The following is a 15,660-nucleotide window of genomic DNA, read 5'->3' on the forward strand; positions in this document are numbered from 1 at the left end:
ATATACAAATGCGTATACATTAACTATGTATACGCACTTTGTATATGGTTGATTTTTGTATCTAAACTTAAAATATCGTTTTTTTACACAAGCTGTCATTGTGTAAGCCTTTATACTTACATACTTTTTTATTATTAGCAGCTAGATGACTAATTTTTATTGTTAACTTATAACTATTTCTTATGAAACATTCAACACAACTAATTCGAAGCTTGCTAGGGCTTACTGTTCTTCTGGCTTCTTGTCAAGTGGACGACTCACCTGGTATCTTATCTGACAGTGAAGCTCAATTATTCGTATCAGAGGCGTGTAATTATTATGAGCAAACTATCTCTGAAGCTGCAGAAAAAAGTAAATTAGTGCAAAACAAAAATATGTCACCCGGGGAAGTTACTCCTTGCTGGCATAAAGCTCACATTAAGCAGGATGCAAATTATGAGTATGTATATGTACCTATTATTGCCGGAAACAACTACATACGCCGAGTTAAAATAGGCAAACAGGGAGAGAAGAAGAACTACAGAATTCCGATTTCGCAAACACTGTGTGTACGGAGAGATAAAACGGGTAATTATGATGCAGCTTATGTGACGATAATGCCGTCCCTGAATTATTATCGTGCCAACAAAAGTACTTTCACTGAAAAGGTTATCCATGATAAAAGTCTATATGGCAATTTGTCCGGATATGTAGTGTATAACAACATAGTGAGCAGTAAGATGATAGTGGCAGACAGAGTAAAGTCTGGAAAGTGCTTATGGTCATATTCACCCGCTACATTCAAAGATAAAGCATTATCCCGGAAAATCAAAAAAGAGATCTTTCAAAATATTAATAATATTGGGATGAGCCTCACCCGAAATACGATAGACGGAGGATGGCTTGAAGAAGTTGACATAACACCGGATGGTGAAGATGATGATGATGATGACGAGGATTATTTTTGTGGCTTTTGTGCACAGTATGTACCTTATGGTCATATTTGTTCAGAGGATGAAGAGGTAGAGGAGATTCCTTCTGGTGGTGGAGTCTGGGGAGGAGGAGGCGGTTCGCCTGGTGGTGGATCATCAGGGGGAAGTTCTTCCGATCGTCCTTCTTTCATAAGTCTTCCTCCTTTTAGTACAATTACAGAGAAATTCAAAATCGTTGCTAAAATGGAGCCTATTGATGTAGCAAAATTAATAGGTGGAAAGGTACTTGTTAATTATCAAGGTAATCCAGCCTTTGTGAACGGTTGCACAGTTAGATTAAGCTATGCATTAAATATGTGTGGAGGAAGCCATAAAATTCCATTTTCGTACGAAAAAACAATATCAGGAGATGCAGATCGTAATAGTCAGAATGAATGGTATTATTATAAAGTTGCCGATATAATTCCTTATCTTGATGGAAAATATGGTACACACCAGACTGTCACCTTGGAGGATATTAAAGGAAAAACTGGAATTATTGGACAAACAGATTGTGGTTGGGGTGCTGGAGGACATGTAGATATTTGGGATGGAACAAATACCATATCATCAGATCATCCGTACTATGAGTGTAAAAATCTATATTTTTGGAATCTTAAATAAAAGAAAGACATGAAAATAAATATTATAATAACAATACTTTTAGTGTTCATCTCAATGAACATGTATGCCCAAGATAACAAACTGTATATTTATTATTATCCTAATTTCGAGGCTGTTGATGCAACCCTTGGCTATGTAGATTCGAGTGGGAAAGTTATTATTCCTGCAGGGAAATACCCCTATCTTTTTACTGATGTATTTGATAAAATAGCATTTGTTCTTCTTAAGGATAAGAAAGGTGTATATGCAATTGACAGAAGTGAAAAAGTCCTATTTCAAGTTTGTAGTTTTGAACTCGGTCCGGATATAATATCGAATGGCTTATTTCGAATTATAGAGAATGGAAAAATAGGCTTTGCAAATATGAATGGGAAAATAGTTATTAAGCCCAATTGGGGGTTTATATTCCCTTTTCAAGAAAATGGTCTTGCTATATTTTGTGAAAAAGGAAATTGGATATGGATAGATAAAGAACATAGAAAATTTTCTGGTGGAAAATGGGGAGCAATGGATACAAAAGGAAATATCGTAATCCCAGCTATGTATGATGACGGAAAAGAAAATTATTTAAAAAAAGACGGAAAATGGTATAAGGTGAAGAGCTCTGGAGATTTAGAACCGGAATAGAAAAGTCATTAAATAAAGAAATTGTGCGGGGTGGGTGTTAGAGGATATGTAGATATCTGGCATAGAACAAATATATACGTATCCTCCTCCCCTGTCATCTACTTATAAAACTGTATTTTAGTGCTTAAATTAATAGAGGCATACTCCCCTAAATATACCAGTGAAAAGATATGAACTTTAAAATGCTAAATACAAGAATGAATTTCATGCTTTATTTTTTGCAGATATGCTTATGGGGGATACTGTTGCTACCTATCAATTTTATATATAAAACAATCTTATCAGACTATATCTTAATCTCCATAGAAACTATTATATCCGCTTGCTTGGCAATTGTCTCATTGGGATTAGCTATAAGGAACAAAAGGTTTCCCGAAATCTCAATGGTGGACATCATTATTGCCTGTTATGCCGGATATATACTTTTCAACAGCTTCTTCATACGCCCATTACCTGTTACAAATCTTTTTCTACTTAAGTTTCTGTCTGTTTGCCTTATTTATATATCAATCCGAATGATGACGGATAAACAGCAGAGAACGGGAAGTTTATCCATCGCAATAATTGGAACGTTGGAAGCAGTATTGGTCATTTTGCAAAACTACGGATGGGTGGAAAGCGAGCATCTGTTGTTTAATTGTACCGGTTCTTTTTTCAATCCTAGTCTTGCCGGAGGATTTCTCGCTTGTTCATTCTGCATTTCCGTTTATCTTCTTATAATAACACGTATTTGTTTCAAAAAAATATGCTTATTCATAAGCGGTGTTTTACAGATAAACGCTCTTGTACTGACTCATTCACGAGCCGGATGGATAGCTGCCATCATAGGATTATGTTATCTTTTATGGCATACGGATAGCATTGTCATTCAACGAAGTAAAGCATTTATTAAAAAGAGTCTTATTGTCCAATGTATAATAATAGGTATTGCCATAATCGCAGCAATATCTGCTTATCAATATAAGAAAGCATCGGCAGATGGACGTTTGTTCATTTGGGGTATCTGTTTGGACATGAGTAAAGACAAACTAATAACCGGGCATGGGACAGGAATGTTCAGAGAGAAATTCCCCAACTATCAGGCTGCCTTCTTTATGCAAAATCCGGACTCTGACAATGTAGACTATGCTGGCAACCCTTTATATCCTTTCAACGAATATTTGTCGGTACTTGTCACGCAAGGACTAATAGGAGTAGCTTTTCTAATCTTGATTGTAAATTCTTTGTCCTTTCATTCTTCTTCCAAAGGTGTCCGACAACAAAGGGCTTTTCTTCTAACCTGGGGAATTTTTGCCTGTTTTTCATATCCTATGGCGCACTATCGTTTAATGATTCTGCTACCTTTTCTAATAGCACTACTTCCGATAAAGAGTAGGATATTAAGAAACCACCTCGGATTGTGGACAAAAATTATTATTTTAGGAGTAATCATATCAGGAATATATGTAGGAATAAGTGGAATACTTACTTATTCCAAACTTGAAAAAGCCTATAATAAACATGAACGTATTGCACAGGAACTTTATAATGATATAAAATATGATCTTACTTTATTGAATCATTATTATAATTCCATAGCGAATAAATTACCTGCTTGCGAGGAATTCTATTTATTAAAAGAATATGTAGAATTATATCCTTCATCTTACGGATTGTGTGAGCTGGGAAGAAGGTATAAAAGCCGAAAACTTTTTAGTCGTGCCAAAGAGTGTTTCATTTTCGCATACCATATCAACCCTTCGTTAATTGTTCCCCAATATGAACTGTTTCTATTATATCGGGAAGAAAAAAACATGAATCAAATGGTTGCTATTGGAGAACGAATACTACACCAGCCTGTCAAACAAGAGAACACAATATCCATTAAGATCAAAACAGAAGTAAGAAAAATACTTAGGGATCATTTAACTAAAAACATGGTAACAAAGTAATGAAGAAATTAATTTTATTTTTAGTATTGGGAGTATTACTGTCTTGTCAGAGTACAGATAATAGAAGATTGGAAAAGACGCTCGATTTGGCGCAATCTAATCGTGGAGAACTGGAAAAAGTAATCCAATATTATAGCCAGAATGAGGCTGACAGTTTGAAATTAAAAGCTGCTCGATTCTTGATTATGAATATGCCCGGACATTATTCTTTTATTGGCAGAAACTATGAAAATTATTGTAAAGCATCGGAGAAAATTATTTTCTCCAAAACCTCAATGAACAAGAAGGTTGACAAGCTAAACAAACTGATACGCCAATATCCGGCGGAATGTTTTGAAAGGGTAGAGGATTGTTCCATTATCACGGCAGATTATTTGATACAGAACATAAACATAGCATTTGAAGATTGGCAACGAGGAAACTGGGCTAAAGGAATTACTTTTAATGAGTTCTGCGAATATCTATTACCATATAAATGTACAGAGACACAAGCTTTTGATAATTGGCGAACCGTCTTGCGTCCCATAGCCAATGATACATTGCAAGACTTCGAACACAACGATCTTTGGAACAAAACCTCTTATTGGGCTGCCGAAGCCATTAATATGAAATTGCATGATACGGTAATTATACATGTGAGAAAAAATATGAACGGGCATTATTTATACAAAGTGCCATTCTGGTGTAATATACCTTCTAATTCATGCGAAACGAGGACTACAACTGCGTTGGCTATTTTAAGAAGTAAAGGTTTTCCTGTTTCCTATGATTTTATTCTACAATGGGCGACAAATAACAATGCTCATTCATGGTTAAGTGTACTGACAGACCATAACCGAAGAATTCCATGTGAGGGAGGGCATGAGCCTTTCTTGGCAAGTGTCCGCCCCGGAGAATGTAAGGGAAAAGTATATAGAAGAACTTACTCTGCCAATCCTGATCTGGTTTTAATGAACCAACATTCTTCAGATATTCCACCGGTATTTCAAGACTTGTTTATGAAAGATGTGACCGATGAATATGCTGCGACAGAATCTCCCGTATTTCCCGTTTTATCAGAGAAAAAGGAGTCAAAGGAAAAATACGCTTATCTAACGATTTTTAATGGTGTAGATTGGACTCCTATTGGCTTTAGCCGGATAAATAGTCGGAAAAAAGTGACTTTCGAAAAGGTTGAAAAAGGAGCGGTATATATGCCGGCATACTATATAGACGGTAAAATTAAACCGTTTAATTATCCGGCATTGTTAAATGAAAGAGGGAGATTAGAGTTTCTTATACCGGGCAAGGAGAATACACAAAGTATCTTCGTTAAACGAAAATATCCTTTAATTCGCAAAGCTTTTATTGCGGCACAACGTTTAAAAGGAGGTATGTTTCAGGCGGCTAATAAAGAAGACTTCAGTGATGCGAAAACATTGCATACGTTTGACGAATATAGTGTTTCTGGAAATATACTTATTTCTGATACTACCCGGTACCGGTATTGGCGCTATTTTAGTCCTCGACCCTTTCGCTGTAACATAGCTGAACTTATATTCTATACAGTAGGAAACAAAAAACTGACAGGTGAAATAATCGGTTCTGAAGAACGGAGTAGCAATCCAAATTATCTCCGGAAGGCTGCTTTCGATCTGAATCCATTATCATATTTTGCATCTAAAACGGTAAGAAACGGATGGGTTGGGTTGGATTTGGGGGAACCTAAGCAAGTAGAAAGAATTGGTTATATGATTCGCAATGATGGTAATAATATATGTGTTGGCGATACATATGAGTTGTTTTATTGGGATATAGATGGTTGGCATTCAATAGAGAAACAAATAGCAGATGATTTTGAACTGACATTTCACAATGTTCCGCAAAATGCTTTGCTGTTATTAAAGAATCGAAGTAGAGGAAAAGACGAACGAATCTTCTTATATCGAGATTCTAAGCAAATATGGTATTAATAGATTATGAAAAGTTTCGTTTCTTTCCATGAGTGCTCCGAATGATATGTAAAAGCCTTGCATTCGTATGGAGTAGTGAAATTAGCCGTATTGCCTTCCAGGACAAATCTATATATGTATACGCATTTGTATACGGTTGAAGTTTGCATTCTAATTTATAAATGTCGTCCTTTGTTACAACAAGAGTGATAAACTTTTATTTGCACTAATATTATGTAAAAATGAGCTCTTTATCTTATGTGATATGGACGAAACTGGAAAATGAGCTAAACGATTATTTACTAATATGAAGAAACGATTTAAGATTGTATTAAAGCCTATACTGAAATGATAAAGGCGAGAATAGAAGAATGTGAGCGAAGGAAGGGTAAGTATCCTATTTAGCATATCATTAAATGTTGAAATAATTATATCTATATTCTAATTTGTAATTGATATGAAAACAAAAAGGCAGGTCTTTATATTACTTGTTGTAGTGTTAGCGGGAATTCTCACTCTTTCTGCTCAAAACAGGAAGGAGCAAAGAGCGGAAGTCGTCAGAAATATTATCAGTTCAAAGAATTATAAGATATATGTGGACACTTACATCCCTCCATATAGAGATCCTAAACAATTGAATTACTTGGATTCGATAGAAATTAAAAATGATTCGGTATTTTCCGACCTCCTTTATCTCGAGGAATCTGATATTCCTTATAGCGATAGGGGAAATCAACTTATCTTTCAGGCTCCTATCAAAAAATATGTTATGGATATAGATGAAAAAGGGAATGCTCGTATCTGTTTTTCAACACGTACGACAGCAGACTATTTCAATTTTAAAATTGAGGTATATTCTAATGGAAGTGCGAACATCAATGTCACTATGCAACACAATCAAAGTGTAAATTATATGGGAGAATTGGATATGCGAAGAGAATGATCGAAATATACCCGCAATACCTGTAGACACTTCTCCGTGAAAAGTATCAGAATTGGAAGAATTATGCTGTGATACTGGAAAATGGAATAGAAGAGTGGGAGCGAGGCAAGGGAAAGTGTACTATTTTAGCGTATCATTAAAAATTGAAAAAGTATCTATATTCTAATTTGTAATTATTATGAAAACAAATAAACAAATTCTTATATTGTTTTTGATAATGTTGATAGGGGCTCCTATCCTTTCAGCTCAAAGCAAGAAAGAATATAATCCGGAAGTTATCGAAAAGATCGTTGCATCAGGAGACTATAAGATAAACGTAGGCACTTATATGCCTCCATCTGGGGAATACATAGAATTAGATTACCCCGAGAATTCGATAGAAATTAAAAATGATTCAGTCTTTTCCGATCTTTTTTTTGTTGAGGAATCTGATATACCTTATAGCGGCAGAGGAAATGAACTTCGCTTTCAGGTACCCCTCAAAAAATATACCATGGATATAGATAGGAAAGGGAATACACATATTAATTTTTCAGTACGGACAAAGGTTGATAAATTCAACTTTAAGGTTGTTGTGTATCTTGATGGAAGGGCGATTGTCAATGTTTTTATGCAACACCATCAAAATCACTTCCGGTCTTATGACTCATTCTCCCGGAATGCTGGGATTCGGAGCTAGTTACAGTATCAACAACTGGAATATTGATTTATATATGCGAACACCGTACAAGGCAGTCTCTAAAGGACACCTTCAACAAATTGGCTATGAAAGAAGAAGTGAAAGCCGAACACCTCGCGTCAGCGATCATGTGATTAGCTTATCAGTAAATTATCGTTTCACTTTTGGAAAGAAAAAACATAAATTCGACAACTCGGTTATAGAAGATACGAATCAGTCAACTATATCAAGAGATTAAAACAAATATATTATTGAACGGGAAAACTAATTGGTAAGGAGCATTCTTTAAAAAAACTAAATCAAAATAGCTCTTCTTAATATGAAGTTTGGGTGTAGTTGCTCTTTTGAAATTTAGTTGGGAAGCTCATAATGGTGCACAAAGTAATTAAATAGTGATTAACGGATTAGTAATTAATCGGTGTGGTTTTTAATTATTACAGAATAGAATGGATTTTCTCATCGGATATTTATTTTCAATCTTTCTATGTTTTCTTTCACCTTTTCTCTGTCTCTTCGATGAATAAGGAGTTTGCGGGTGAAGGGTAACAACTTCACCACCTCTTCACCTGTGGCGATTAGTTTCAAAAATAGTTTCACTGCTTGAAACGATTCGTTTCTCGGTGTGAAACACTTCGTTTCAAAGCATGAAACACTTTGTTTCTCGGCGTGAAACTTTTAGTTTCAAATAGGGTTGAAACTAATTACGAAATAGCTTTACTAATCTTGTTCAATGGTTAAATCAGGAAGCAGCTATTTGATTTGATTCACGATGAAGAGAAGGTGAAAGACCGACTATTCACCTGCAAACTCCTTATTCATCGAAGAAACAGAGGAAAGTGAAGGAGATGGAAGAATTGACCATGTTATAGAGAAAAGCATTGAATTGTTCATAACCGTACCGATTATGAACCAATGCAAATCATTGGTCAGTATATGGAAAAAATGACATAAATATGGATAATAATCCTTGTTTCGAAATAGCCTGCTAAGTTTTTTGTATTCATTATTCCTTTTGGCTAGTTTTGCTTGTGTAAATCTTAAAAAGTCATGAAACACATAACTAAAATAAAAGCAATTTTCGCTATTTTACTATTATATATTATAATAGTTCCACCATTATACGCCCAATCTATAAGTGTCCGTTCATTACCTGGCTATGTAAAAGCGATAAATCAATTCAATCAACTGAACCCTCAAGAAAAGGTGTATCTTCATTTTGACAATACTGGATATTATTTGGGTGATACTATCTGGTTTAAGGCTTATGCGGTATTTGCAGAGCAACTTCGTCCCACCACTTTAAGCAAAGTGTTACATGTAGAGCTGTTGACTCCACAAGGAATAATAGTGGATGACCGCCAATTAAAGCTTGAAAATGGCGAATGTCATGGTGAATTTGCCTTGAGTTCCCGTTATCATAGTGGGTTCTATGAAGTTCGTGCTTACACTCGAAGTATGTTGAATTTTGGTGACGATTGTATTTTTTCTCGTGTATTTCCTGTTTATGATTCTCCAGAAATAGAAGGGTATTATACTGATCGGAAGATGGATAGTGGTTTTGGCTTGAAAGACGAACGTAAAAAAAACACAAAAGCTAAGAAAGTCAACCTTTCCTTTTATCCTGAAGGAGGAAATGCTGTGGTTGGGTTACGTTCGAGAATCGGTTTCAAAGCTACAGGAGAGAATGGAGAAGATTTGAATATAACAGGTGCGGTATATGATTCTTCCGGTGAACTGGTTTCATATTTCTCCACTTATCACCAAGGCATGGGATTTTTTGAAATGATTCCTGATAAGATTACATATAAAATTGTAGCCGATTATGATGGAAAGAAATATGACTTTTCTTTTTCAAACATTATTTCTTCAGGATATGTGATGCGTGTGACAGATTTGGATGCAGAGACTTATCAGGTACATCTGCAAAAATCTCCGGACTTGCCGGCTGATACTTTAGCCGTTTCTGTATCATGTCGTGGTACAGTTTATTCAGCAGAAGCTTTAATTTTGGGTGATAAACCTTATATTTATCAATTGAATAAAGGAAAACTTCCTGCCGGTTGCCTTCAATTTACTCTTTATAATCAGGATGGCAAAATTTTGGCAGACCGTTTGGCTTTTAATCGTGCTCCGTTAGAATATTGCCGTGTTACGGTGGAGGCGGATAAACCTTTCTATAAACCTTTAGAAAAGGTGAGACTATCACTTGCTGTGAAAGATTTGTCCGGTAATCCTGTATCAGGCAGTTTTTCATTGTCTGTGCGTGATGCTGGCACAGAAATTCATACTGGTTATCATGAGAATATCCTGACAGACTTGTTGCTCTCTTCTGAAATACGAGGTTACATCGCTCATCCGATGCAATATTTCGGGACGGACGACCGTAGTAATCGTATGAAGTTGGACTTATTGATGATGGTACAGGGGTGGCGCCGTTACAATTGGCAGGTGATGGCGGGGGTATCTCCTTTTCATGTGGCACATTATGCTGAAGAGGGTTTACCAGTGAGTGGTGTAGTGAAATCTTTACTCAAGAATAAGGTGGAAGCGAATGTGGATGTTGTGTTTTGGATTGTTAAGGATAGTGCTTCTTTCCATGGTCATTGCAAAACTGACAAAAAAGGGCGTTTCCATTTCCTGTTGCCGGATCATGCGGCAGTAGACGGTGAATGGCAGCTGGCTCTTTCTGTGACTTCGAAAGGCAAACCGAAACATTGCAGGATTATGCTCGACCGCCTTTTTAGTCCGGAAGCCCGCAGTTATTCTATTTCGGACTTTCAGGTGAAGGATACGGTTATTGTTTTTGCAGATACTTCAGATAGTCTGGCCAATAGTAATGTTTTAGGTATGATACAGAATCTTCCTCAAGTGGTGATAAAGAAAAAACAGATAAAGAATGAGATATTTCCGGATCTGGTTTGTAATGTGGAAAAGGATATTAGTAGGCTGATGGATCAAGGGAAGGATTATCCAGGAACATTGGGGGAATATATGGAAAGAAATATTTCTGCGGTAAACATGGTAGATACTGCGTATACGTATGCTAATAGTGCTATTTGTTATATTTTAGATGGTGGAGGTTCTGTTAATCCGCGAAAGGGCATCGGTGCTTCCGATCATCCGATAGAGAATATAAAAACAATAGAAGTGTATGATGGAAATCTTCGGGCTTGGATAGTGAGAAACATAGATAGTAATTATGGCTATTATCCTCCGAGTGATCCGACATCAGATTTTTATAGTATGAGACATTTACATGATGCTGTTTTTCAGGCTAACCAAAGGCTGGTATTATTCATCGTCCGTTTATATAACGATGTGTTGCATGACAAGTATAAGAAGGGAATGCGTTATACTTTTTTCAAAGCCTTTTCTCCTGTAAGAGAATTCTATCAGGTAAATCATAGTAATAGTGTTCCGGGAGATATCGATTTTCGTCGAACTTTGTATTGGAATCCTGATGTGAGGACTGATAATAATGGAAAAGTGAACGTTAGTTTTTATAATAATGCTACTTGTCGACAAATGACGATCAATGCAGAGGGGATAAATCGTGGGAAGTGTATTATTAAAGAATAAATTTATATGGAGATTTTACTTTTTCATAGTGTTACATTCTATGTTGCAGTGCAAAAGATGTATCTTTGTAACCAGCAATCAAAATAACCCCAACCACTATATGAAATATAAATTATTATGCCTCTTCGTTTTGTTAAGTTTTTCTTTATCGGATTTGTATGCTGATATTGAACTTAGTTCCAAACAAATGAGAACCAGTGATGGGCTACCTAGTAATTCTGTACGATGCATGTTTCAGGACAGTAAAGGGTTCTTATGGTTGGGTACTTTAGACGGATTGACCCGTTATGATGGAAATACTTTTCTTACTTATCAGTTGGAAAGCGGGAAACACGATCGGATTTCTTTAGCAGATAACAGAATAAAACATGTGGCAGAGGATAAGAATGGTTTTTTGTGGATAAAGACTGTGCCGGAATTATTCAGCTGTTATGATCTACAGAAAGCTTGTTTTGTAGATTTTACCGGTACCGGAAGTGATGGAGAGAACTATTCAGAAATATTTATGTCCTCTAATGGAGATGTGTGGCTTTGGCATAGAAGGAATGGTGTGCGTCAAATTGTTTGTGAGGACGATCGGACTATGACCTCTGTGAAGTTTAGAACGAAATTTGGAAACCTGCCCGATGATCGGATTAAATTTATAAATGAAGATTCTAGTGGCAGGATCTGGATTGGTACCATGCGGGGACTTGCGTCTGTTTATAAAGGGAAAGTTGAATTTATCGATAGGAAATTGAATTTTTCTTCTTCTTTCCCTCATGGAGAGGATATGTATTTTCTGACAAAGAGTGGAGATGTGTATCGCTGTGTAAATGGATCGAAAAAAATAGACTGTTTAGCGTCGCTGTCTGCTATTGCCGGTAATACATCTGTCAGTACACATTCATTGATAAAAGATAAATGGGTTATATTTACTTCTAGCGAAGGGGTATATGAATTTGATTTTCAGAATTTTCAAATAACTCCTTGCCGGGAATTGAAAATAAATAATGGAAAAGTTATTCATGACAATTATGGAGATTGTTGGGCTTACAATAACACTGGACGAATTTATTACATAAACTCGAAGAGCGGAGAAATAAAGAATTTTCAACTGATTCCTGAAGAGAAGATGAAATATATAGATTATGAACGCTATCATGTGGTGCGTGATGACCGGGGGATTGTGTGGATTTCAACTTATGGAAACGGACTTTTCACCTACGATATTCAGGAGGACCGGTTGGAACACTTTGTTTCCGAAGGGAAGAATGCAGGACCTATAGGGTCAGATTTTTTGTTATGTTTGATGAAAGACAGAACAGGAGGGATATGGGTAAGCTCCGAATATTCCGGTTTGTCTCATATTTCCATTTCAAATAAAGGCATTACACATGTCTATCCAGAATCACCGGATGTTTTTGACCGTTCGAATACAATCCGGTTACTGACTAAAATGTCGAATGGAGATATATGGGTAGGAACGCGAAGAGGTGGATTGTATAATTATGATTCTCATCTGAAAACTAAAATAGATAATCATTATTTGCCCTATAATATTTATGCGATTTCAGAAGATAGTCAGGAGAATATATGGATAGGAACCCGGGGAGACGGACTAAAAATAGGAGATACGTGGTATAAAACGGATCCGTCTAATCCTTTTGCCTTATCTCATTCTAATATTTATTCCATTCTTCGCGATAAGAAAGATCGTATGTGGGTGGGGACATTTGGAGGAGGACTGGATCTGGCAGAATCAACGGAAAAAGGACAATACAAGTTCCGTCGTTTCTTTCAAGGAAAGAAGTATGGCTTACGGATAGTCAGAGTAATGGCAGAAGATGAGAAAGGGATGATATGGATGGGCACAAGTGAAGGTATCTGCATTTTCCACCCTGACTCATTGATCGCTAATGAAGATAACTATCATTTGTTCAGCTACACCGATGGCAATTTTTGCAGCAATGAGATTCGTTGCCTGTTTCGTGATAGCAAAGGGCGCATGTGGGTAGGTACTTCGGGTGCCGGGCTGAATCTATGCGAACTGTCAGACGACTGTCAGTCTTTGAAATATACACATTATGGAATAGCGGAAGGACTGGTTAATAATATGGTGCAATCTATTTTGGAAGATCATTCGGGACAATTATGGATTGCTACGGAATATGGAATTTCAAGGTTCAATCCCAACAGCCATTCTTTCGAGAATTATTTCTTCTCATCTTATACATTAGGAAATGTGTATAGCGAGAACAGTGCGTGTATGGGGGCAGACGGTAAACTGATTTTTGGAACAAACTACGGATTGACGATTATTGACCCGAAGAAGATTCCAACAGAGAGATTGCTTTCTCCTATTGTTATCACAGGATTGTCCGTTAATGGAATTCAGGTGAAGCCTAATATGCCGGGTTCTCCTTTGCAAGAATCTTTAGCCTATTCGGATAAGATTACATTGAAATATTTCCAGAATTCTTTTATGCTTGATTTTTCTACTCTCGATTATTCGGATAATGGTCAAATCAAGTATATGTATTGGCTGGAAAACTATGACAAGGGATGGAATGTTCCGTCTTCGTTAAGTTTTGCCACTTATAAATATCTGGAGCCGGGCAGTTACATTTTCCATGTGAAATATTGTGATGGTGCCGGTATTTGGAATGATACCGAAACAACTTTGAAGATTGTTATCGTGCCTCCGTTTTGGAAAACAAATTGGGCTATGCTTGGATATTTCATCCTGATGTTAATAGCTTTGTACTTTACATATCGTATCATTTTTAATTTCAATAGGTTGCGCAACCGCATCAATGTTGAAAAACAACTGACAGAGTATAAACTGGTATTTTTCACAAATATCTCTCATGAATTCCGTACTCCGCTTACATTGATCCAAGGAGCATTGGAGAAAATGTACCGGATGGATGATATTCCACAAGCCTTATTGCATCCGTTGAAAGTCATGGATAAAAGTACACAACGTATGTTGAGGCTGATTAATCAGTTGCTGGAGTTCAGAAAAATGCAGAACAACAAGTTGGCTCTTTCTCTGCAGGAAACTGATGTAGTTGCTTTCCTGTACGAAATATATTTAAGTTTCAGTGACGTAGCAGAACAGAAGAATATGGATTTCCGCTTTTTGCCGTCTGTGCCATCCTATAAAATGTTTATTGATAAAGGTAATTTGGATAAGGTGGTGTATAACTTACTTTCAAATGCTTTTAAGTATACTCCTTCGGGTGGGACAATTCTGTTTTCTGTGAATGTGGATGAGGTGAAGAAGTGTTTATACATTCAGGTAGCGGATACCGGAGTAGGTATTCCTAAAGAAAAGCAGGGAGAATTGTTTAAACGTTTCATGCAAAGTAGTTTCTCCGGAGATAGCATTGGAGTAGGGTTGCATTTGAGCCATGAATTGGTGCAGGTGCATAAGGGAACGATTGAATATAAAGATAATGGAGGGGGAGGTTCCGTATTTACGGTATGTATTCCGACTGATAAAACTGTTTATTCGGAAAAAGACTTCCTGGTTCCCGGCAATCTCCTGTTGGAAGAAGCGAATATGCAGACTCACCATTTGCAGGAGCTTTCAGAGGAATGTCAGGAACATGAAAAGACAGTCACCACATCAAGAAAACATAAAATATTAGTCATCGAAGACGATAATGATATTCGTGGGTTCCTGCAGGAGGAGCTTAGTGCTTATTTTGAAGTAGAAGTGGCTGCGGATGGAATATCCGGATTTGAAAAGGCATGCAACTATGACGCAGACTTGATTATCTGCGATGTATTGATGCCTGGGATGACCGGTTTCGAAGTGACAAAGAAACTGAAAACTGAATTTGCGACAAGTCATATTCCTATTATTCTGCTGACTGCCTTGACTTCACCGGATAAGCACCTGGAAGGACTTGAAGCGGGAGCGGATGTTTATGTTGCAAAGCCATTTAGTTTTAAGCTTTTGCTTGCGCAGGTGTTCCGGCTGATAGAGCAATGCGAAAAGTTACGGAAGAAGTTTTCCAGTGAACCGGGGGTAGTGCGTCCTGCTTTATGTAACACGGACCGGGATAAGGAGTTTGCAGATCAGTTGGTGGCTGTGGTGGAAAAGATTTATTCTCAATACAACATTTCTATTGATGAATTTGCGCAGATGATGGGGATGGGACGAACTGTATTTTATAAGAAATTACGGGGAGTGACCGGATACTCACCGAATGAATATTTGCGTGTTGTACGAATGAAGAAGGCTGCCGAACTGTTTTTGACTGAAAGGAATCTGACTGTTGCGGAAGTTTCTTATAAAGTGGGTATTAACGATCCTCTTTATTTCAGTAAATGTTTTAAAGCGCAGTTTGGAGTATCTCCTTCGGCTTATCAAAGAGGGGAGAGAAGTAAAACGTAGTTATATATT

General features: G+C 36.9%; 8 protein-coding genes. All 8 read left to right on the forward strand.

The annotated features are described in order from the left end of the window. Positions 1–182 precede the first annotated feature (182 nt). Positions 183–1,574, forward strand: coding sequence for a T6SS effector amidase Tae4 family protein (locus BSCG_RS18965; RefSeq protein WP_008650818.1), 1,392 nt, complete (start codon positions 183–185; stop codon positions 1,572–1,574). A gap of 9 nt (positions 1,575–1,583) precedes the next feature. Continuing rightward, positions 1,584–2,201: a WG repeat-containing protein gene (locus BSCG_RS18960; RefSeq protein WP_008650819.1), complete on the forward strand. Its 618-nt coding sequence runs from the start codon at positions 1,584–1,586 to the stop codon at positions 2,199–2,201. 515 nt (positions 2,202–2,716) lie between these two features. Next, entirely contained in the window at positions 2,717–4,132 is a 1,416-nt protein-coding gene (locus BSCG_RS18955) for an O-antigen ligase family protein (RefSeq protein ID WP_224262857.1), read from the forward strand. Continuing rightward, positions 4,132–6,084: a discoidin domain-containing protein gene (locus BSCG_RS18950; RefSeq protein ID WP_008775445.1), complete on the forward strand. Its 1,953-nt coding sequence runs from the start codon at positions 4,132–4,134 to the stop codon at positions 6,082–6,084. Before BSCG_RS18955 ends, BSCG_RS18950 begins: the two co-directional genes overlap by 1 nt. 436 nt (positions 6,085–6,520) lie before the next feature. Further along, positions 6,521–7,006 carry a DUF4251 domain-containing protein gene (locus BSCG_RS18945; protein WP_008650822.1) on the forward strand — a complete coding sequence of 162 codons (486 nt, stop codon included), beginning with the start codon at positions 6,521–6,523 and terminating at the stop codon, positions 7,004–7,006. A 178-nt stretch (positions 7,007–7,184) separates the two neighbouring features. Continuing rightward, the gene (locus BSCG_RS18940; RefSeq protein ID WP_008650823.1) at positions 7,185–7,685 is read left to right on the forward strand and encodes a DUF4251 domain-containing protein; all 501 of its coding nucleotides are present in this window, start codon (positions 7,185–7,187) and stop codon (positions 7,683–7,685) included. 1,047 nt (positions 7,686–8,732) lie between these two features. Beyond that, positions 8,733–11,264 (forward strand): hypothetical protein, encoded by a 2,532-nt coding sequence (locus tag BSCG_RS18935; protein ID WP_008650825.1) that lies wholly within the window; start codon positions 8,733–8,735, stop codon positions 11,262–11,264. Between the two features lie 100 nt (positions 11,265–11,364). After that, complete coding sequence (locus BSCG_RS18930) at positions 11,365–15,651, forward strand: two-component regulator propeller domain-containing protein (protein ID WP_008775446.1); 4,287 nt, start codon at positions 11,365–11,367, stop codon at positions 15,649–15,651. Positions 15,652–15,660: the final 9 nt, after the last annotated feature.

Origin of the sequence: Bacteroides sp. 2_2_4, assembly GCF_000157055.1 — a bacterium.
Classification (GTDB): domain Bacteria; phylum Bacteroidota; class Bacteroidia; order Bacteroidales; family Bacteroidaceae; genus Bacteroides; species Bacteroides ovatus.

Bases quoted from the DNA above. Each gene is read 5' to 3' on its own strand.
- BSCG_RS18945 (WP_008650822.1), top strand. From the start codon at position 6,521: ATGAAAACAAAAAGGCAGGTCTTTATATTACTTGTTGTAGTGTTAGCG.
- BSCG_RS18935 (WP_008650825.1), top strand. From the start codon at position 8,733: ATGAAACACATAACTAAAATAAAAGCAATTTTCGCTATTTTACTATTA.
- BSCG_RS18930 (WP_008775446.1), top strand. From the start codon at position 11,365: ATGAAATATAAATTATTATGCCTCTTCGTTTTGTTAAGTTTTTCTTTA.
- BSCG_RS18960 (WP_008650819.1), top strand. From the start codon at position 1,584: ATGAAAATAAATATTATAATAACAATACTTTTAGTGTTCATCTCAATG.
- BSCG_RS18955 (WP_224262857.1), top strand. From the start codon at position 2,717: ATGATGACGGATAAACAGCAGAGAACGGGAAGTTTATCCATCGCAATA.
- BSCG_RS18940 (WP_008650823.1), top strand. From the start codon at position 7,185: ATGAAAACAAATAAACAAATTCTTATATTGTTTTTGATAATGTTGATA.
- BSCG_RS18965 (WP_008650818.1), top strand. From the start codon at position 183: ATGAAACATTCAACACAACTAATTCGAAGCTTGCTAGGGCTTACTGTT.
- BSCG_RS18950 (WP_008775445.1), top strand. From the start codon at position 4,132: ATGAAGAAATTAATTTTATTTTTAGTATTGGGAGTATTACTGTCTTGT.